The sequence below is a fragment of the Marinobacter sp. EVN1 genome (genome assembly GCF_000475375.1).
GTDB lineage: Bacteria > Pseudomonadota > Gammaproteobacteria > Pseudomonadales > Oleiphilaceae > Marinobacter > Marinobacter nauticus.
Map to the genome: position 1 here is coordinate 1 of NZ_AXCB01000004.1, position 17,841 is coordinate 17,841.

At 53.8% G+C, this 17,841-nt stretch carries 21 protein-coding genes; 19 read left to right on the forward strand and 2 right to left on the reverse strand.

Going from position 1 to position 17,841, the window contains the following annotated elements; translation table 11 throughout:
• Nucleotides 1–110: 110 nt before the first annotated feature.
• Together Q674_RS40635 and csrA are read left to right on the forward strand one after the other, a co-directional pair.
• Nucleotides 111–1,076 (forward strand): DNA-binding protein, encoded by a 966-nt coding sequence (locus Q674_RS40635; RefSeq protein WP_023007708.1) that lies wholly within the window; start codon nucleotides 111–113, stop codon nucleotides 1,074–1,076.
• Nucleotides 1,077–1,135: 59 nt separating this feature from the next.
• Complete coding sequence (gene csrA, locus Q674_RS21975) at nucleotides 1,136–1,318, forward strand: carbon storage regulator CsrA (protein ID WP_023007709.1); 183 nt, start codon at nucleotides 1,136–1,138, stop codon at nucleotides 1,316–1,318.
• Between the two features lie 3 nt (nucleotides 1,319–1,321).
• Here csrA and Q674_RS21980 read toward each other — a convergent pair whose 3' ends face one another.
• Entirely contained in the window at nucleotides 1,322–1,990 is a 669-nt protein-coding gene (locus Q674_RS21980) for an SOS response-associated peptidase (protein ID WP_023007710.1), read from the reverse strand.
• A 38-nt stretch (nucleotides 1,991–2,028) separates the two neighbouring features.
• Here Q674_RS21980 and Q674_RS21985 point away from each other — a divergent pair, with 38 nt between their 5' ends.
• Both Q674_RS21985 and Q674_RS21990 read left to right on the forward strand, forming a co-directional pair.
• Nucleotides 2,029–2,958 (forward strand): endonuclease, encoded by a 930-nt coding sequence (locus Q674_RS21985; RefSeq protein WP_023007711.1) that lies wholly within the window; start codon nucleotides 2,029–2,031, stop codon nucleotides 2,956–2,958.
• A 25-nt stretch (nucleotides 2,959–2,983) separates the two neighbouring features.
• Complete coding sequence (locus Q674_RS21990; RefSeq protein ID WP_023007712.1) at nucleotides 2,984–3,367, forward strand: hypothetical protein; 384 nt, start codon at nucleotides 2,984–2,986, stop codon at nucleotides 3,365–3,367.
• Nucleotides 3,368–3,436: 69 nt separating this feature from the next.
• On the opposite strand, the gene Q674_RS21995 is transcribed toward Q674_RS21990, so the two are convergent.
• Nucleotides 3,437–3,697, reverse strand: a complete 261-nt coding sequence (locus Q674_RS21995; RefSeq protein WP_023007713.1) for a hypothetical protein — start codon at nucleotides 3,695–3,697, stop codon at nucleotides 3,437–3,439.
• Nucleotides 3,698–4,306: 609 nt separating this feature from the next.
• On the opposite strand from Q674_RS21995, the gene Q674_RS22000 reads away from it, so the two are divergent.
• The 15 genes from Q674_RS22000 to mobF all read left to right on the forward strand — a co-directional run bounded on the left by Q674_RS22000 (nucleotide 4,307) and on the right by mobF (nucleotide 17,798).
• Nucleotides 4,307–4,507, forward strand: coding sequence for a hypothetical protein (locus tag Q674_RS22000; RefSeq protein ID WP_023007714.1), 201 nt, complete (start codon nucleotides 4,307–4,309; stop codon nucleotides 4,505–4,507).
• A gap of 31 nt (nucleotides 4,508–4,538) precedes the next feature.
• Nucleotides 4,539–4,814, forward strand: a complete 276-nt coding sequence (locus Q674_RS22005) for a hypothetical protein (RefSeq protein WP_023007715.1) — start codon at nucleotides 4,539–4,541, stop codon at nucleotides 4,812–4,814.
• Between the two features lie 9 nt (nucleotides 4,815–4,823).
• Nucleotides 4,824–5,069 (forward strand): hypothetical protein, encoded by a 246-nt coding sequence (locus Q674_RS22010; protein ID WP_023007716.1) that lies wholly within the window; start codon nucleotides 4,824–4,826, stop codon nucleotides 5,067–5,069.
• Nucleotides 5,070–5,342: 273 nt separating this feature from the next.
• Nucleotides 5,343–5,945, forward strand: coding sequence for a hypothetical protein (locus tag Q674_RS22015; RefSeq protein WP_152526042.1), 603 nt, complete (start codon nucleotides 5,343–5,345; stop codon nucleotides 5,943–5,945).
• Nucleotides 5,935–6,300 (forward strand): hypothetical protein, encoded by a 366-nt coding sequence (locus tag Q674_RS22020; RefSeq protein ID WP_023007718.1) that lies wholly within the window; start codon nucleotides 5,935–5,937, stop codon nucleotides 6,298–6,300. The genes Q674_RS22015 and Q674_RS22020 overlap by 11 nt, the downstream gene beginning before the upstream one ends.
• Nucleotides 6,301–6,313: 13 nt before the next feature.
• Complete coding sequence (locus tag Q674_RS22025) at nucleotides 6,314–7,252, forward strand: toprim domain-containing protein (RefSeq protein ID WP_023007719.1); 939 nt, start codon at nucleotides 6,314–6,316, stop codon at nucleotides 7,250–7,252.
• 9 nt (nucleotides 7,253–7,261) lie between these two features.
• A complete protein-coding gene (locus Q674_RS40640) occupies nucleotides 7,262–7,924 on the forward strand; it encodes an AAA family ATPase (RefSeq protein WP_023007720.1) in 663 nt (220 codons plus the stop codon).
• Entirely contained in the window at nucleotides 7,917–8,891 is a 975-nt protein-coding gene (locus tag Q674_RS40645; protein ID WP_023007721.1) for a ParB/RepB/Spo0J family partition protein, read from the forward strand. The genes Q674_RS40640 and Q674_RS40645 overlap by 8 nt, the downstream gene beginning before the upstream one ends.
• Nucleotides 8,892–9,884: 993 nt before the next feature.
• The gene (locus Q674_RS41190) at nucleotides 9,885–10,307 is read left to right on the forward strand and encodes an antirestriction protein (RefSeq protein ID WP_031209568.1); all 423 of its coding nucleotides are present in this window, start codon (nucleotides 9,885–9,887) and stop codon (nucleotides 10,305–10,307) included.
• Between the two features lie 59 nt (nucleotides 10,308–10,366).
• Entirely contained in the window at nucleotides 10,367–10,519 is a 153-nt protein-coding gene (locus Q674_RS41195; protein ID WP_023007723.1) for a hypothetical protein, read from the forward strand.
• Between the two features lie 125 nt (nucleotides 10,520–10,644).
• Nucleotides 10,645–10,884, forward strand: a complete 240-nt coding sequence (locus Q674_RS22035) for a hypothetical protein (RefSeq protein WP_023007724.1) — start codon at nucleotides 10,645–10,647, stop codon at nucleotides 10,882–10,884.
• Complete coding sequence (locus Q674_RS22040; RefSeq protein WP_023007725.1) at nucleotides 10,884–12,275, forward strand: DNA cytosine methyltransferase; 1,392 nt, start codon at nucleotides 10,884–10,886, stop codon at nucleotides 12,273–12,275. The genes Q674_RS22035 and Q674_RS22040 overlap by 1 nt, the downstream gene beginning before the upstream one ends.
• 536 nt (nucleotides 12,276–12,811) lie before the next feature.
• On the forward strand, nucleotides 12,812–13,135 hold the full coding sequence (locus Q674_RS22045; RefSeq protein ID WP_023007726.1) for a hypothetical protein: 324 nt from the start codon (nucleotides 12,812–12,814) through the stop codon (nucleotides 13,133–13,135).
• Entirely contained in the window at nucleotides 13,122–15,011 is a 1,890-nt protein-coding gene (locus Q674_RS22050) for a type IV secretion system DNA-binding domain-containing protein (protein WP_023007727.1), read from the forward strand. Before Q674_RS22045 ends, Q674_RS22050 begins: the two co-directional genes overlap by 14 nt.
• Nucleotides 15,012–15,023: 12 nt before the next feature.
• Nucleotides 15,024–17,798, forward strand: coding sequence for a MobF family relaxase (gene mobF, locus Q674_RS22055; protein WP_023007728.1), 2,775 nt, complete (start codon nucleotides 15,024–15,026; stop codon nucleotides 17,796–17,798).
• Nucleotides 17,799–17,841 lie beyond the last annotated feature (43 nt).

Genomic DNA, 17,841 nt, shown 5'->3' on the forward strand with positions numbered 1-17,841 from the left:
TAACTGTGCTTATTCCATTATATTTTCTTACTTCCTTTCTTTCTTACTTCCTTTCTTTCGTTTCTTTTTCTATACTGTAGGCATTCGAGTAGAGAAAGAGGCTTTATCCCATGACTGAGAACGCGACCGAAGTGCCCTCCATTGGCCGCCCATCCGAGCATGACCATGATCAGGTCATCGAGGCAGGCAAGAGGTTGGAAGAGGCTGGGCGACGGGTGACCGGCTACGCCTTGCGTAAAGTGTTGGGGGGTGGTGACCCCTCTCGCCACATTCGCATCTGGAAGGACTACGAGCGGCAGCAGGAGACGGTAGAGACCGAAGAGGTCCAGGAGTTGCCGGTAGAGGTAGAAGATCTGTTGAAGCAGGTCACCAGTGACCTGGCTAACCAGATTAACGCCCTGGTTGTGCAGTTGAACACTATGGCCATCAAAACTGCCGAGCGACGGGTGGCTGAAGTTATGGCTGGAGCCAGGGAAACCCAGGAGCAGGCCGATGCCGAGTTGCGGGACGCAGCGGCGACTGTGGAGGATCTTGAGTCCAAACTAGACGGCCTGCAGCTGGAGCGCCAAGAGCTGCAGCGAAAACTGGAAACGGCGGATCAGAAGTACGCTGATAGCCAAGAGCGAGTTAACGCCCTGGAGCGTGATCTGGCTGTGTTGAAAGAAAAACAGGAGAACGAGCGGGAACAACGGGAAGCCGCCGAGACCAGTGTGAAAGACCTGCAGGAAAGGAATGCAGAGTTACGGAAGGATCTGGCTGAGCTGCGTAAATCCAATGCTATGCAGCATGAACGAATGGACCTTCTGGACAAGCGGGTAACAGAGTTGCAGCGGGAGCGGGAAAATCTCATTGATACCAGGGCAGAGCTGAAAGCCCAGCTGGCCGCGATGGCTGAACGGGAAGCAGCGATCACGCGGCGGGCTGAACGGGCCGAGGAAGAAAAACAGGCCGCAGCGAAAGAAGGTAAGGAGCAGGAGCGCCGCGCAACTCAGCTGGAGACTGAGGTGAAGATGCTCCGAGAACAATTGGGCAAAACGGAAAGCCCCAAGAAATCAAGTCGGGGTAATAAATCTTAGGAAGGGCTCAGAGGCTGAATAAAGCTTCTGTAGCCAATGACCAGTTAGAGGAATTGATCATGCTGATTCTGACGCGTTGCGTTGGTGAAACGCTGATGCTTGGTGACGATGTCACCGTGTCTGTCTTGGGAATGAAGGGTAATCAGGTGCGAATTGGGGTCGAAGCCCCGAAGGATACGCCGATCCGCCGCGAGGAAGTTCAGCGCCGGATTCAACAGGAAGAACAGGTCGAGAAAGATTAAGCCTTAACGAATCGGCGTGATCAGATCCGGGTCATTAACGCCAGGGCTGTTCACTCGGTCGGAAACCGGCCAATAGTCCAGTGTAGCCGGGTCTACACGATGAATGCGGCCCTTTAGCTCCCGGAGATCCTGGACGGCAGGGTCAAGCCATGCCTCCAGGCACTCCGGGGCGATTAATACGGGCTGGCGATCATGGATTGGTGCTATCCGATCAGCTGCAGGCTCTGTGACGATGGCCATGCAGGTGCCAAGTCCTCCGGTGTATTCATAGATTCCGGCGAAGAACAGTGTTTCGTCGGGTTCCTGGTTTGGCTGAGTGATGTAGTACGGTCGGCTTCCCGCTTCTGTCTTCTGCCACTCATACCAGCCGTTGGCTGGAACCAGGCAGCGACGGAAGCGGGCGGCATCCTGGAAGTATCTGGAGCGGGTCAGGCTCTCGATGCGGGCATTGATCGGTATTGGTGCCCCCTCGCCTGCGCTGGGCGGCTTAAACCCCCACTTGGATAGGTTGAACCTGGGTAGCTCCTGGTTGGCGTCTCTGCTGATGGTATGAACCGCTAGAGACGGGGCGACGTTGTACTGTCGAATGGTGTCACCCAGCGGGTATTGCTGGCCAAAATACCGCTTAGCCACTTTGGTAATGGGCGTGTAGTTCACGTATCGACCGCACATGCTGTGGTCCCCTGGAGAGTTCAGAAAAAGGATATTCAATGTACCTGCTGAAGAGAATCACCTGGCTTCTATTGCTGATCACCTCCGTTGCCGTGCAGGCCGAGGTCAGCAGCTTCTACGAGGCTAAGAAGCTTGCTCGGGAACAGGTCTACAGTGACCGAAATGATGTGGATCGTGGGACGTTCTACTGCGGGTGTTCCTGGGAATGGGCCGGACGATCGGGCGGAGTTACCAAGCTTGAGTCTTGCGGCTACTCAGTGCGAAAACAGGCTCACAGGGCTGCCAGGACCGAATGGGAGCATGTTCTACCAGCTTGGAGCATGGGGCATCAGCGTCAATGCTGGCAAGTCGGTGGTCGGGAAAACTGCACCGACAATGACCTGGTGTTTGCGATGATGGAAGCTGATCTTCATAACCTTGTGCCGACTGTTGGCGAGGCTAATGCGGATCGAAGCCACTATCGGTTTGGGTTGTTACCTGGTGCGCCGGCGCAACATGGTCAGTGTGAAATCCGAGTGGACCATAAAAGCCGGATATTCCAGCCGCCAGAGGTGGCGCGCGGCCAGATTGCCCGGATCTACTTCTACATGCACGACCGATACAACCTTAAAATGAGCCGACAACAGCAGCAGCTGATGATGGCTTGGAATCAGCAATACCCCGTGTCGAAGTGGGAGCGGGAGCGGGACAAAAGAATTGCGGCGATTATGGGGCACCATAATCCGTTTGTGACCGGGGAAAAGGTATGGCAGCTGGGGCATAAGAATGGCGGCGAGGGACTATTTACCTCCCTGCCAGCGGCGGCCCCTTCAGAGGGCTCAGTGAGGGGGAATCGGAACAGTCGGGTCTATCACCTGTCTGAAGGTTGTCCCAGCTATGACCGGGTGTCTGTCCGCAACCGGATAGAGTTTTCGTCCGTTGCTGAAGCAGAAGCAGCGGGATACCGGCGAGCCGGAAACTGTCGCTAAAACACGTATTACCTGGAGCAAGGTCATGGAAGAACTACGGAATACCGCCCTACCCCAACAACTACAGCGCCAACATGAAGAGGCGCACGCTGCCCAGTCCGAACTGGCCGTCAGCCTTAAAGACTACCGCGAATCCATAGAAATGCTTTGGACCCGTGCCATGGGGGATCAGACCGATCCATCAGCACAGGCCGCCGCTATGGTTCTGCTGGCGTGTCACGAAACCAACCGTTGGGGGTTGATGCTTAAAGACCTGTGCAGTCTGGACTATCGATTGCTGAAAGCGGGATTCACTGTGTTGAGGGGGCGGCTTGTGCAGGGTCTTGAGCCGCACACACTCATCCCTAATGGAAGTGAGCGATTCAAAGGGCTTGCCTCAAAATGGGGTTATCTCTCCCTAGACAGCTAAGGACGGTTCGAAAAGGTGGGTGTAAGCATGGGTGACAGGATGGGTGTTGCACCTCTGTCCCCAGCCTTGTTAATCATCATCGTCTGAGGCTATGAACCGATCTGTGGAACACGCTGAACTCATGAAGTAATCTTGATCACCATTGCTCTGACGAACGGTTGAGCGACTAATCACCTTTGGCTTGAACACTCCCGTGACGTTGGCTACGACTAAACCAATCACGGAAATAGTTACGGCTTGGGCTACAGCGTCACCAAACGCAAATCCCCAGGCGTTAACAGAAAAAACGATGTAGACAATAAAAACGGCAACAGCAGCTAGGAATTTCACCTTTCCTCACCTTTGACCAACTTCAAACAAATATCATGCACGCAAAGTTGCACAGTTCCAATCGCTAGCCTCTCACAACAACAGTTCTCTTCCCTATCCCTATCGTGAAACATGCCGTGGAACCTCCCGGCCGGAACGCCGGAGCTAGATGTGTAAACGCCAATTTTAGGGGATCAACTTTCTTCCCTATTGCCCTCAACAACGAAATGAACTCGCGCCTAATGCTCGGGCCAAGCCTGCCAGCTGGGTTCAGGTTCGGATCGGGTGTGGTGCGGATCTCCTTTTGCTTTGGACGGGCGGGGGCTTGCCCCCGCAGCTCCCTGCCATGGACAGGGCTGCTTTGGGCTCCGGCCGCCTCAGATCCTGGAGTCCGGTCTACCCCTGTGCGCGGCCTTTCTTCGCTTCGCTCAGGGGTGCAGGCCGGATCATTTCGGCGCGACGAAATGGGGGGCGGCGTCGGATTTTCCGCAAAAAATTGTTGTTTTGTAGTATACCGCAGTGGTATACTGTCTTTGTCAGGTGGCGGGGACCACCACCACAAAATACCCCGCCGCCTGATTCGATCCTTCGACTAATCTCAGCCTTAAACGGCTAATAACGGGAGTGATTATGACGGGCTATGAATTGTTGACGGTAGAGCAACGGCAGGAAATGGATTTCCTGGAAGAGTGCCGTGCCCATAGCGCAACTATGGTATTCACGGATCTTGATGCTATTCACTTAGCCGAATATCACGCCCTGGTGGTCAGATTGGAGTCTGAGTACCGGAAAGATCATGGTGGCCACCACCACACCACCCCCGCCGCTTGATTCGATCCTTCGACTATCCAGGAGATATAACATGATGTTGTTTGCTGAACACCTGCTTTTGAAACCTGGCGTTACCCTCTTTGCCGGGAGCCGGATCAACTACGCAGAAATGACGACCTGCCACAAAGTCGTGATTAAGCATGTTGATTCAATGGCAGGCCGGTCAGTCGAGGTTGCCGTCCTCGATGCCCACGATCCTTGGGTGATTGAAAACATACGAATGGAGGACGGGCGTATGCTGAAAACCTATCTGGTCCGCGAGGGTTTCTTGTCCGACGATTCCGATAACGTGATGCCTTTGGTTTAGAGGGGGGGTATGCAAGCATTCTTTACTAAACCTCGTGAGAACAGTAATGGGCTCATCGATATTAAAGCCAGGGATGGAGACGCCAAGGATATAGCTCATATGGAGCGAGTCGAGGTGTTCTTGGTTGAAACCTATGAGGCTGAGGCCATCGTCCAGGACGGGGATAACAACGTTATCTTGGGGGTAGATTGTTTTGATTTGGAAGAGTTAAAGAAGATGTATCGACACGCCAAGAGGTCTACCAGGAAACCGTAACTCCGGCAGAGTTCGGCGCGCCGAAATGCCTTAAATGAAGTGAAAAAAGCGAAAATATTTATTGAAAAAATATACCGCCAAGGTATATAATTGGTTTTTCAGGTGGCGGGGACCACCACCACGAAATACCCCGCTGTCTGATTCGATCCTTCGACGATAAACAGGGAGATTAGGGACATGACTTTTCCGATCATTCAATTTGATTCTGTTACAACGGCCAAAGACTGGCACCAGCTATTTAGCTCTCACCAAGCCTATGTTCAAGAGGGTGAGGTGAAGGTGTCGGTTTGGGGTACAGGCGATAATCGGGCGCTGTCGCTAACGATGCTGGCCAATGCTCAGAAGGCTGGTGCTGTGTGTGAGCGTTACGTGTTTGACCTGGCCAATCAGGAAATGCGTGGGCATCAAGCCCTTTGTCACCTGGTTAATTCGGTGGATTATGTTCTGACTGATCTGCTGAAAGTTCTGAAGGTGATGGATTTCAGCCGGGGAACTGTGGAGCTGTTTGGCTTTAAAGTGCGCCGGGTGGAAGAACCGGCGATTCGGGTGTTCAGTCCGTTTCACCTGGACCGGATCAAGCCGCTGACCCATGAGCCCAAAAAATGGACTGTTCGGCATGTACTTCGGGCGGTGGTTAACGGGCAATACGACGCACTCCGGTGTAGCGGGAAGTATACCGATGATTACGACTTTGATGCTGAGGTGGGCTTTCAACGCGGTCGGATTGCATCCCCCCTGGCCTTTGTGCAGAAAATTATTGAATTCCCTAGCGGTTGGAAAGCCTACGGAAAAGAGGATGGTGTGGTTGGCATTAGCTGTCATACCTTTGACTGCAATGAGGTTCATGTGAACCTGGGGGCCGCGAATGCTGCGTGATCAGGTGATCTCAGTCCGGCCCTTTTTGATGATGGGGCTTGTTGTGACCGAGAAACAGAAACGCAATCCTGGGCTCCCTAAGGAGCCCAGGAAAGACAACATCGTGACGACCTGGCGAGAAACCCGCCCTTCCTTGAGTGTGGCCAGAGATGAGCTGAATCAGGCTTTGGGAACTTCTTACGGGAGTTCACGAATCGGGGAGTGGGAGCGCGGAGCGCGCCAACCTACCGCTGCCGCTCTGAACTATATGATTGCCCAGACCCTGCCGGTGATCCTGGAAGAGCACGGCCTCGATGCGGCGGATATTGAGGCTATGGTTAATCGTTTAACGCTGACCAAAGACAGCCAGCACTAAAAAGGGGAATGCCATGCTTTCAAGGAATGATGAGCTGGACGTATTCAAGCGAGACGTAAATCTGGCTGAGCTGGCTGCGTCTTACGGCTATAAGCGTGATCCAGCCAAAAGCACTCGGCATACCTACTCAATGACGGATGAGCAGGGCAATCACCTGGTGATTTCAGTAAACCCTAGTACCGGCCACTGGCGATGGTTTAACCCGCTAGACCCGGAAAAGGAATCGGGAACGGTGGTGGACTTTGTGCAGACGGTGGAACAGGTCTCGTTAGGCGAGGTGCGCAAGATGCTTCGGGCCTGGCTCCGGATGCCTGCCCCTACCCTGCGTGATTACCAAAAACCAAAAGCCGCTCAAAAGAGTCGGAGGGACATTAAAGCCTACCTGGCTAGATTTTCTCCCGTGCAAGATTCGTCGTATGCCGAATCGCGTGGGATCACCTCGGCAACGCTGTCTGCCCCGCCGTTCCACTCCAGGATCTTGAAAGGGTTTAAGGGGGCGCTGATTTTTCCGCATTGGGATGAGCAGGGCGTGTGTGGCTATGAGGTCAAAACCTTCGGGTTTACATCGTTCTCATCAAAAGGCTACAAGAGCCTATGGGTAAGCCGGGTTCCGGCCAACCTAGAAAGCATTGTGGTTACCGAATCCGGGATCGAGGCGCTGTCCTATTACCAAGCGCGCCACCCGGTGAATGTGTTGTTTGTGTCAGCTGGAGGGAACTGGTCAAAAGAAGTTTCCGACCGCCTGACACGGCTGATGAAGCGATACCCGCAAGCAGAGGTTGTCGGAGGGTTCAACTGTGATGATGGGGGCAGACGGCAGAGCGCGCGCCTGAGAGAGTTGGCGGAAGCTGCAGGTAATGGCTACCGGGAAGGATTGCCGCCGGTCGAAGGCGCAGATTGGAACGATATGTTAAAAGCCGATTTCGGCACGCCGAAATCAGATAACGACTAGGAGAGAACCATGGGCAAAGTAATTTCATTTATCAATGATAAAGGCGGCGTGGCCAAAAGCACCTCAACGGTTTGTCTGGCGTCGTATCTGATGGCCGAAGGCAAGCGCGTGGCTGTTGTCGACGTGGATGCGCGTCATTCCTGCCTGGATTGGGCAGCCCTGGCAGACAGGAGCGACTACCCTACCCCGCTTATGGTGGGCAACAGTAACGCAAGCGTGGGGTCAAACATTCTCAAGCTCAAAGAGGATTACGATTTCGTGCTGGTTGATGGGATGAGTTCGTTCGTTACCAGTGGTCGTCGTGATGTGATTGCGTCGATCATCAAGGCGACGGACTACATTCTGATCCCCACCCGGCCTGATCCTATCGACCTGTGGGCATTGGCTGAGTTGACCGATATGGTCAAGAGCCGACAGGAAATCGCTAACGGTTCACCCAAGACCTGGATCTTTGGGTCTGCCGTCCGAGACCATACCAACGAATGGAAAGAGTTTATTCAAGCGAAAGAGGATGCCCCTTTCCCGCTGCTTAACGCTTATCTGCCCTACTCCGTGGATTTCCCCAGGACCACCGGCAAGGGCCAGAGCCCCCTGGTGCTTGCGGAATCCAACAACAGCAGAAAGGCGTTGATTGCGTGGGCGGAGGAAATTAAGGAGATCATTAATGAGTAATAGCATGTTTGCCAAACCTTCTGGCCGGGCGACGGATAGCGCCTTGATGGATGCGATGAAGGACAGCACCAGCTCCCGAGCATCGGCCACAGAAGTGATTGAAATCCACAAGCGGTTCTTGCGGCCTGATCCGAATCAGCCTCGAAAGCACTTTGATCAGGAGGTCCTGGATCGTCGACGGAAACAGCTGGAAGAAGATGGACAGAAATCACCAATCACGGTTTTTCCGGGTGTCCGAGGGGATGATGGCGAACTCTACTATGACATCCAGGATGGTGAGTGCCGGTGGCGTTCGGTCATGCAGTCGGACAAGATCGATTACCTGCGGGCCGAGATAGACACCGAAACAGACCGAAACGACCTGGCGACAATCCGGCTGAACCAGCTGTTGCACAATGATGATGGGTCCGAGCCGCTGACGCCGATTGAGCGCGCTTTTGCTTACCGGGATATTGTCGAGAACCTGGAGGCACAAGGGGATGAGTCGCCCAAGAGTACGGCGGCAAGGAAGCTGGGCCTTAGTTTGTCAGCATTCAGCGAGGTTCTGTCTCTGGCGAACTTGCCAGAGGATCTGGCCGGGTTCGCCCTGGAGCAAGGCGTGTCTGATGCCAAAGTGCTGAATGGCATGGTCCAGGTACACAAGCGAGGGGATGAGTCGGATCTGGCTACCTTGAAAGCAAAGGTTTCCGAGGGACTGGAGAGGGGTGAAAACCTGCGGAGCGTTGTTCGTGATCTGGTTGCCAAAGTGAAGGCCAAAACCAGCGGCAAAAAAACTGCAGGGAAAGGAAAGGCGGCTGTTCAGAAGAAAGAGAGGCCTGCCCGGACTTTGACCGCCAGAGACATTAACCTTCGGCTCAAGGATGACGGAACCGGAGTTGTGACCGTTGAAACGGCGCGAGAGACCGTCCGGGTTAATCTGACTCAGGAGCAAGTAGAGCAGCTTCTGACAAAGACTGACGGGCAATAGGGGAGAATGTAGGGGGAAACACCCCCGTGCCTGCCAAGGACGGTGGGCGCCCCCTCCGGGCCGGTCGGGTCCGGGTTCGCTATTCGCTCATCCCGGCCATTCTGGCCGGGACTACCGCCCTCCCCCTCCCTGGCGCTTTCGCCGTCCCGGCGACCAGGGCAAAGCCCTGGACCCACAGAACCAATAATCGGCTTGGCCGCCAAGCCAAAGTTACCCACCGCCTAAATCCCCCTCAGCTCTCTGGACTTTTGAGGGTCCAGAGAGCCGAGGGGGACTCGCGCCGCCGCGTGCTTCCTGTGAGATCGTCCGGGGAGTGCCTGATGGTGCTAGTCTGAGGCTGGGGGTCGTCGGCGCTCGGGCCGTGGATAACTTTGGCTTGTCGTCCTTCCTTTCATTTCGCCCAAGGGCGACCAGGGCAAAGCCCTGGACCTTCTATCATTCGGCAACAGACTCTCCAGCACCGCCCCGGCTCCGGCGCGCTAAAGCGCACCAAAGCCAGCCCGGCACTTCCGAGACTGTTTAACGCCTCACCTTCGCGGTCGTGGCGATTACAGGCCACGGCCTTCCATCGCCACCACCGCAGAATGATCCCCGCGTTGCGGGGTCCCCGTGGGTAACCGTCGCCATCAATCAGCCAAGCCTGCCAGCTGGGTTCAGGTTCGGATCGGGTGTGGTGCGGATCTCCTTTTGCTTTGGACGGGCGGGGGCTTGCCCCCGCAGCTCCCTGCCATGGACAGGGCTGCTTTGGGCTCCGGCCGCCTCAGATCCTGGAGTCCGGTCTACCCCTGTGCGCGGCCTTTCTTCGCTTCGCTCAGGGGTGCAGGCCGGATCATTTCGGCGCGACGAAATGGGGGGCGGCGTCGGATTTTCCGCAAAAAATTGTTGTTTTGTAGTATACCGCAGTGGTATACTGTCTTTGTCAGGTGGCGGGGACCACCACCACAAAATACCCCGCCGCCTGATTCGATCCTTCGACTAATCAGAGAGGTTTTTATGCTTGCTCAAGTAACCCCCGAAATCACTAAAGAACTCATTTCCGATAGCTTGCGCCTCAAGGCCCTGCCTTATTTCTTCCGTCAAGGAATGATGCTGGTAGAGCCCACCGTTTTTGATCTCATGGGTAAACACTGCAAGACCTACAGTGGTGCATATTGGGATTTTTATAAACTCTCCAATGGCGGGTTTTTCATGGCTCCCAGCGGTCAGGAGACCTACGCCCTGAGCAATGCCGATAATTACGCCGACGTGGAGCTGTCCGCCGAGGCTACCGGTATTGCCATCGCCTTGTTGGCGTACAGCCGCCTATCCTTTACCAGCTCTTCGGCCAGCCACACCTTTTCAAGCCAGTATCACTGGGTTCGGGAGTTTGCGCGCAACCACCCTGAATCTACCCAGATTTTCCGGTTCACCGACTGATAGTCGTCCGGTCCGGCAGAGTGGATCTGCCGGACAGCTACCGAAAGCAGGGGGATTCTATGCGTTATCAATCCTATGAACAGAACTGGAAGAACCGGGAAGCCCTGGCCCGCCATGTGCGGGAAGCCTTCAAGAACAAAACCCGGTTTCGTTTGGGGCCGATGCCCAAGAGGGAATTTCTGGCGCTGACTAGGGCGCTGAAAACAGGGTGATAGGGGAGGGCCGGGGAGGCCACCACGCCCCTCCGGCCCGGTCCGATCCTTCGACTAAGAGAGATACGGACCGCCCTAGTATGCCAGTTCAGCCAGTTTTATGCAGTATTTAAAGAGAGTGAGTCATGATCCGAGTATTCAAAGATTCCAAGTTGCTAATCCGAGTCGGTGGCCGTTCTTTTGCCGTGGTCGCTGTTGCGGACACCGACGCCGACGCCAACCGCTATATGTCCGATGACTCGAACGCCGGAGTGATTGCGGTCGTTCGAGGGCTGGTGATCCTTTCCGCCCTCGATGACGCTGGAACGCCAAACCTCCCCGACCGGGCGCGCGCTTTGTTCAGTGATGTGGAGGTGATGGCCTGATGACTGCCGTAGTGATGACCACCGTAGGAATGCAGCGCAATAGCCCTCGGATCTGGCTGGAAGGCCGTAAGCTGGAGCGTGAGGGATTTCGGCCCGAGGTAACCTATCGTCTGGATGACTCCCGCTCGGACTCCCTGACTCTGGTCGCCGCCGCTGACGGTGACCGAGTCGTTTCCGGTCGGAAGCGTCAAGCCTACCGCGCCCCGATTATCGACATTGCTAACAAGATTCTATACCGCTGGTTCAAAAATGGAGAGACCGTCAGAATTGTGATCCGCCGCAGGCGCATCAAAATTTCGGTTCGACGCCATCGGGCCTCGGAGCAAGTAGCCGACCGTGTACGGCGGCTAACCACGAAACTAAAAAACAACCAGCCTTTGAGCATCTATAGCTTGTTTCACGGCGGGGGAATTTTGGACAAGGCGCTGCATTCGGGGCTAGAAAGGGCTGGAATAAAAAGTCGGGTAGATGTGGCGGTTGAAATGAACAGCCGTTATATGGATGTCAGCATTGATCGACACCCGGAGCTGTTCAGCGAATCCACTATTTTTATTGAGGGAAAAATTCAAGATGTGTGGCTAGGGGATCTGCCTCATGCCGACATTCTGGTTTGTGGCCTGCCGTGTACTGGAGCCTCCAAAGCGGGACGGACAAAAAACAAACTCGCCAAAGCTGAGGACCACCCGGAAGCGGGCGCATTGTTCTACTATTTCCTCGATTGGGTTAGGCGTAGCAACCCCGGCGCGGTACTTTTGGAGAATGTGCCAGAGCTGATTTCAACGGCCACCATGGCAGCTATTCGGAACGTTCTTGAATCGTTTGGTTATATCATCCAGGAGCGGATTGTTAGCGGAACGTTTTTTGGTTCCCTGGAAGCGCGGAAAAGATTGTGTATGGTCGCCATCACTGAGGGCATGGAGAGCGGATTTGATCTGGCCTCGGTCGAACCCATCTATCGCAAGCCAGATAGGCTTGGGGTGGCGCTTGATGATGTGCCTTTAGATGCGGATGTCTGGCGCACCTATTCGTATCTGACTGCGAAAGAAGAGCGAGACAAGGCTGACGGGAAAGGTTTCCGTATGCAGATTTTTACCCCGGATGATTCGGAGATAAAAACCCTGACAAGCCGATACCACAAAGGCGGCTCAACAGACCCGTTGATAGCACACCCGAACGACCCGCAAAAGCGGCGGAAAATTTCACGCTTTGAACATGCGAAAATCAAAGGTATTGATGTGTCGTATGTGGAGGGCCCTGAAATGACTGAAACGCTGGGCCACGAAGTCATGGGGCAGGGGGTTACTCCCGGAGCGTTTGAGGCTGTCGCGGCGGATCTCGGCAAAGCCTTTATCGCGTCGGTGCAGGAGGAGCCGGAAGCGTTGGTAGCCTGATTCAATCCCTTCTCTAAATTTCCCACTAAGCCCGGTTGATCCACATTACCGGGCTTGGCGATAATTTCTTTCCCTATTGCCCCGCCGCGCGAGCGGCGTTCTCAGAGGTTCCGATTTCGGCGCGCCGAAATCGCCCCGGATTGATAATCTCGGGTAGTGAACTGCGCGCCGGGAAACAGGTGGCGTCGGGGATCATTTCGGCGCGCCGAAATCGTTGCGCCATGCTCCCAAGGCTGCGACCATCTCCTTTCCCTATTGCCCCGCCGCGCGAGCGGCGACCCTCCATTTCGGCGCGCCGAAATGGAGGGTGTGAAGGAAGTCGGCCCCCTGGGCCTCCGCTATTCCCTGGCCAGTTGCTCCCCCTCGCTCCGCTCGGTGAAGCAACATACCATACGCAGCTGCGCTGCATGGCATCGAAACCTTTAAGTCATTGTTTTTAAAGTGCTAAAAGCGTAATACTTGGTATTATATCACGTATGCTTGTGTATTCCATCGGAATACCGTATATTACAGCCATTCAAAACAAGGAGTTATGCGTGAAGGAAAAAACGAAAATATCTTTGAATGTCGATAACGAGTTGTTGTCGAAGGTCCATGAAATCATGGATGCCAGCCCTATCGACAGCCTTTCCTACCATGTGATTTCTCTGATTAAGGATGGAATCGAGCTGCGGGAAAAGGTTAAGCGTCAGGATCGTATGCTTGAGTTGGTTGCGCTCAAGAATTTGCACATGATGAGGCAGCTTGTTGTTACTCGCGGTCCTGACGTTCTTAAGCAAATGGATGAGCAGTTTCAGGAAAAACTGCCGGAGCTTAACGATCTGATACTAGGGAATGGTATTGACTATGAAGGCACTTGAAATCTGGAAAGGATACCGTCGAGCAACAACCAATGTTTCCCTGGGCGGTAGCTCAATAGCACTCTTAATTTCATTCTTTATTCTCTTCTTTGTGCTCTCATTCACGGTCTTGTTTTACCTGCAAACCAGCGGGCCGGACTTCAAGAATTGGGGCTCCTATCAGTTAGCCAGAGTCATCGACAAAGGCTATCTAAGCGTGAAAAAGGACCAGCTGGCCGTTTACTCTGAGAGTGATCAGAAAGGCTATTTTTCGGTTCCCGAATACACTGAAAATTCCCGCCTAATTTCTTCAAAAAATGAGGTCGAAAAATCGGCTATTTGGAGTGTCGTTTTTGCAGTTCCGTTTGGTGCCGGTCTTGCCTATTTTACAGCGGTTTTTTTATTGGCCTATCAGCGTAAATCTTCTGACTCAGAGTACATAAGAGGCGGGAAATTTGCTGAAGCATCAGCACTTGCTGAGGCCATCAAAAGACAGGAGAAAGCATCGGATCTAATGTTGGGCACTGTGCCCATGATAAAGGACCTGGAGAACCGGCACATCGGCTTGTTGGGTGATACCGGGACAGGCAAAAGTCAGGTGCTTTTTGAGATCGTTGATTGGGCTAAAAATCGACGCGGAGCGAAGGGTTTTATTGTCGATAAAACCGGGGAGTTTGTTCAGCATTTTTACGATCCAGAGCGGGACTATATTTTATCTCCGTTTGATGATCGTTCTGAAGGTTGGGGGCTCTATAACGAAGGGACCGACCTATATTCTTTCGAGCGTTTGGCCAAATCTTTCATTCCTACCATTTCGGGCGATGGGGGAAAAAATGACCATTGGCCGGAAGCTTCCATTACTGTTTTGTCCTGGTTGTTCCAGGGGCTTTGGGAGCGGGAAGAGGTTACTGTTGATCAGCTGATCGACGCGCTCTCACAGGCCACTGAAAAGGTCGAAACGGACCTGCTTGGTAACGAACAAATTGTGAAATTGCGCGGGGTAAATGAGCTGCTGGGCGGAACACTGGCAGATATTGTTGTTGACCCGAGTTCGCCAGAACATGCGGGGTCAGTTTTAGCCAGTATCATCCCCAAAGTACGGGCGTTCTGGTATCTCCGAGGTTTGGAGCAAAGGCGGCAGTTTTCCATTCGGAAATGGGCCTCAGATGATGCGGAAAAAGGCTGGGTATTTATCCGGGTAACGGATGAACAATTGGACTCCGTTAACCCCATCATTACTGCCTGGCTGGATACGCTGATCAAGTCGGTGTTGTCGCTGCCAAAATCTGGTACGCGAGAGATTTGGGGATTGGTGGATGAGCTTCAGTCTTTTGACAAAATTAACAGCCTTGGGAAGTCTGTTTTTGAAGGTCGAAAGCACGGGCTCAGAATGGCCCTTGGCAGCGCGAGCTTCAGCCAACTCCAGGAAATTTACGGCGAAAAATCCATCAAAGGGATTCTCTCGATGCTGGGCACTAAGCTCATCTATCGGACCAGTGAACCGGATGCCGCCGAGTGGAGTAGCCGATTGCTCCTGGAAGAAGATGTGGTGATGGAGCAGCAAGGCATGTCGTTTGGGACGAACGACAACTTGAGCGCTTCTGATCAACGAAAGTCCCAAGCCTTGGTGACACCCTCTGAAATTATGTCTTTGCCGGATCTGTCCGCTTTTCTTCGCTTTGGTGGTGATTGGCCGACCTCGCGGGTGACCTTCACTTATAAGGAATGGCCGGAAATTTCCCCGTATTTCATCGAGCGGACTTTGCCTCGGGTGGTTCGCAAAAAGCCGGACGCGGACCGTCCCGAAGCGATTGGCAGCAACGAAGGAACCGGAGAGGTGCCACCACCTCCCTCGGATGACGATTTTGCTCAATGGTCAGGTGAACCTCTGATTTAAGGTGACGCACGGATGATGACGATAAGCGCCGTTAAGGAAAGCGGTGGAGCTTCGCGCTACTACTCTCAAGACAACTATTACACCGAGGGCGAGAACGTTGAACGTTCCCAGTGGATGGGGAAGGGTGCCGAGCTTCTGCAGCTGGAGGGAGGTGTAGACCCGCACTTATTTGAACAGATGTTGTCCGGCCTGGTGGATGGCGAACAGCTTGGACGGGTGACCAAGGATGGTATTCAACATCGGCCTGGCTGGGATCTCACATTCAGCGCTCCCAAGTCAGTCTCTATCCTCAGTGAAGTGTACGAACTGGAAGCGGTGCGGGAAGCCCATCAACAGGCGGTGGCTGAAGCGCTGAATTTCATCGAAAGCAATTACCTGGAAACGCGGGTATCGGTGAATGGTGAAACTATCCGGTGGAACCCAAAGAACGGCGTTTTTGCAACCTTCACGCATGATGTATCCCGCGAATTAGATCCTCAACTTCATACCCACGCGGTCCTGGTTAACGCTACTAAAACCCCCAATGGCTGGCGTTCTATCGCCAATGAAAAACTCCACGACCGGGATGCGATCATGGCCGGAGGTATGGCTTACAGGATGGCGTTGGCTAATCGGCTGACGGATCTTGGCTTTGAGCTGAAGCTACACCGAGATCCCCGGTTGTGGGAAATCGCCGGGGTGCCGGATTCCTTGATGGATGAGTTCAGTAAGCGATCTTCCCAAATCAAGAAATACTTTGAAGACCGGGGGATGCCTTACGATTCGGGCTTTGCGAAGCAGGTTGCGCTCAAAACTCGGAAGCGTAAAGAGGCCGTTCCGCGTGAAGAGTTAATGGCGATCTGGAAGGAGCGGGTCGAAGGTCACCCCATCCCTGAGCGACTGCTAGAGATGGGCCGGGGAATGCATCGGCAGAAAGTCTCCAGCTCCACGACGAGCAAGGCAGTTCGGGACGCGGTGTCTTCCGGTATCAACCACCTCCTTGAAACCAATATGGGCTTTACCGATGAGGAATTGATGGTTGAATCCATGCGACTCCGGCTCGGAAAAAGCGAGTATCGGGAGGTGGACGCAGAGATTAAGCGGCTGAAGAAAGCGGGGCGCTTGGTTGAGGGCAAGCTGCTGCCAGGTAAGGAAGGAATTCTTTGGACTACGCGAGAAGCAAAACAGACCGAAGAACGGTTGATCAATTTTGTTTACCGCGCAAAGGAAGCCTGTAAGGCCATTGTCAGCAGAGACCGCGTAGAAAAGCTGCTGTCGCGCTTTCAGCTCAACGAACAGCAAAAGGCCGCTGTCTTGCATTCGCTTGGATCTACAGACCGATTCACGGCGATTCAAGGCGATCCTGGTGTGGGTAAAACGCACACCCTGAAAGCGTACAGGCAATTGCTCAGCAAGTCCGGCTATGACGTTATCGGGCTGGCCCCCTCCTATCAGGCGGTTCAAGAACTGACTTCTAGCCTATCTGTGCAAGGGCTCACTGTTGATCGGTTTCTGGTAGATCCAAAGATCCAGGAACAGTCCCAGAAGGCGAAAAAGCAGGTCTGGATTGTGGATGAGGCCGGGATGCTGGATACCGCCAAGACAAACCAATTAATGGCCAGAGCGGAAAAGGCGAATGCTCGGATTCTGTTTGTGGGCGATCACCAGCAACTTGAATCGGTCGGGGCCGGTCGCGCCTTTAAGCAAATGCAGGAAGCGGGCATTTCGGTGGCCACCATGGATCAGAGAATGCGGCAGAAAACGGACGAAATGATCCGGGTGGTTGATCATGTGATGGCGAAACGCTACCCGGAAGCGTTCTCCGCAATGGCTGATGCGGGGCAGATCGTAACCGCCTATGACAAGGACGACCCTCACCTCGCCGTTAAAACCATGGCGGAAGACTATCTGAATCGGACACCGGAAGCGCAGGCTAACACCCTGGTTGTGACACCTACGAACGAGCAACGCCAGCTGGCGAACAAGATCATCCGGGCTGGGTTAATTGAGCAAGGAGCCGTCTCTGAGGCCGGCGTAACTCTTCCTGTGTTTGATGATGTGAGGATGGGGGAAGAGGAAAAACGGATTGTAGGTCAGTACACAACCGGACAAGTGGTTCGGTTCAATTATCGATATGAAGAGGCGGGAATCGAGCGTCACGATTACTTCCAGATTGTAGGAAGAAATGAAAGTGAGAACGTGCTGGCACTGAAGTCGCTAGAGCCCACGGATAAGAGGGGGTTGTTGTACGTAAACCCGGAAAACGTTGGTGGGGATCGACCAGGTGGTGTACAGGTTTTCGAGCAATCTGAAGTGGTGCTTGGCGTTGGTGACCGGCTCCGCTGGTTGGACAACAGCAACAAGGAGGGCCTGAAACGCAATGATGAGGTTGTCGTTGAGAAGATCCTGAAAGACGGATTCGAACTCAAAGGGCAAGAGGGAAAAAGTGTTCGGTTGTCTTCGTCACAACTGAATCATCGGCACTTTGAATATGACTATGCCAGGACAGCCTACGGGGTCCAGGGAAAAACGAACAAGGAAGTCTTGGCGGTCATGGAGTCGTGGCGTCGGAACACCGTTCACCAGCGGAGTTTAATGGTGGCTGTGACGCGGGCCTCTCACGACGCCAAGATTTACGTGGATAATCCCGCCAAGGTTCTTGATGCCCTCAAAACTCGGCATGGTGACAACACAGAAGCGTTAACCGTTCCTGAGTTTGAGCGTGCCCGAGAAAGAGAGAAGAAGAGACGACAACAGGAGTTGTCGAAAACCCCCCCAAGGAAATCTTTGGTTCGGGGTTTAATTTGATTGCCCTATACTTGCCGAAGGGTGTACTATAGGGTGTAGTAAA

Excerpts from the sequence above, each read along its gene's own strand:
- Q674_RS40635 (WP_023007708.1), top strand. The coding sequence starts at position 111 with ATGACTGAGAACGCGACCGAAGTGCCCTCCATTGGCCGCCCATCCGAG.
- csrA (WP_023007709.1), top strand. The coding sequence starts at position 1,136 with ATGCTGATTCTGACGCGTTGCGTTGGTGAAACGCTGATGCTTGGTGAC.
- Q674_RS21980 (WP_023007710.1), bottom strand. The coding sequence starts at position 1,990 with ATGTGCGGTCGATACGTGAACTACACGCCCATTACCAAAGTGGCTAAG.
- Q674_RS21985 (WP_023007711.1), top strand. The coding sequence starts at position 2,029 with ATGTACCTGCTGAAGAGAATCACCTGGCTTCTATTGCTGATCACCTCC.
- Q674_RS21990 (WP_023007712.1), top strand. The coding sequence starts at position 2,984 with ATGGAAGAACTACGGAATACCGCCCTACCCCAACAACTACAGCGCCAA.
- Q674_RS22000 (WP_023007714.1), top strand. The coding sequence starts at position 4,307 with ATGACGGGCTATGAATTGTTGACGGTAGAGCAACGGCAGGAAATGGAT.
- Q674_RS22005 (WP_023007715.1), top strand. The coding sequence starts at position 4,539 with ATGATGTTGTTTGCTGAACACCTGCTTTTGAAACCTGGCGTTACCCTC.
- Q674_RS22010 (WP_023007716.1), top strand. The coding sequence starts at position 4,824 with ATGCAAGCATTCTTTACTAAACCTCGTGAGAACAGTAATGGGCTCATC.
- Q674_RS22020 (WP_023007718.1), top strand. The coding sequence starts at position 5,935 with ATGCTGCGTGATCAGGTGATCTCAGTCCGGCCCTTTTTGATGATGGGG.
- Q674_RS22025 (WP_023007719.1), top strand. The coding sequence starts at position 6,314 with ATGCTTTCAAGGAATGATGAGCTGGACGTATTCAAGCGAGACGTAAAT.
- Q674_RS40640 (WP_023007720.1), top strand. The coding sequence starts at position 7,262 with ATGGGCAAAGTAATTTCATTTATCAATGATAAAGGCGGCGTGGCCAAA.
- Q674_RS40645 (WP_023007721.1), top strand. The coding sequence starts at position 7,917 with ATGAGTAATAGCATGTTTGCCAAACCTTCTGGCCGGGCGACGGATAGC.
- Q674_RS41190 (WP_031209568.1), top strand. The coding sequence starts at position 9,885 with ATGCTTGCTCAAGTAACCCCCGAAATCACTAAAGAACTCATTTCCGAT.
- Q674_RS41195 (WP_023007723.1), top strand. The coding sequence starts at position 10,367 with ATGCGTTATCAATCCTATGAACAGAACTGGAAGAACCGGGAAGCCCTG.
- Q674_RS22035 (WP_023007724.1), top strand. The coding sequence starts at position 10,645 with ATGATCCGAGTATTCAAAGATTCCAAGTTGCTAATCCGAGTCGGTGGC.
- Q674_RS22040 (WP_023007725.1), top strand. The coding sequence starts at position 10,884 with ATGACTGCCGTAGTGATGACCACCGTAGGAATGCAGCGCAATAGCCCT.
- Q674_RS22050 (WP_023007727.1), top strand. The coding sequence starts at position 13,122 with ATGAAGGCACTTGAAATCTGGAAAGGATACCGTCGAGCAACAACCAAT.
- mobF (WP_023007728.1), top strand. The coding sequence starts at position 15,024 with ATGATGACGATAAGCGCCGTTAAGGAAAGCGGTGGAGCTTCGCGCTAC.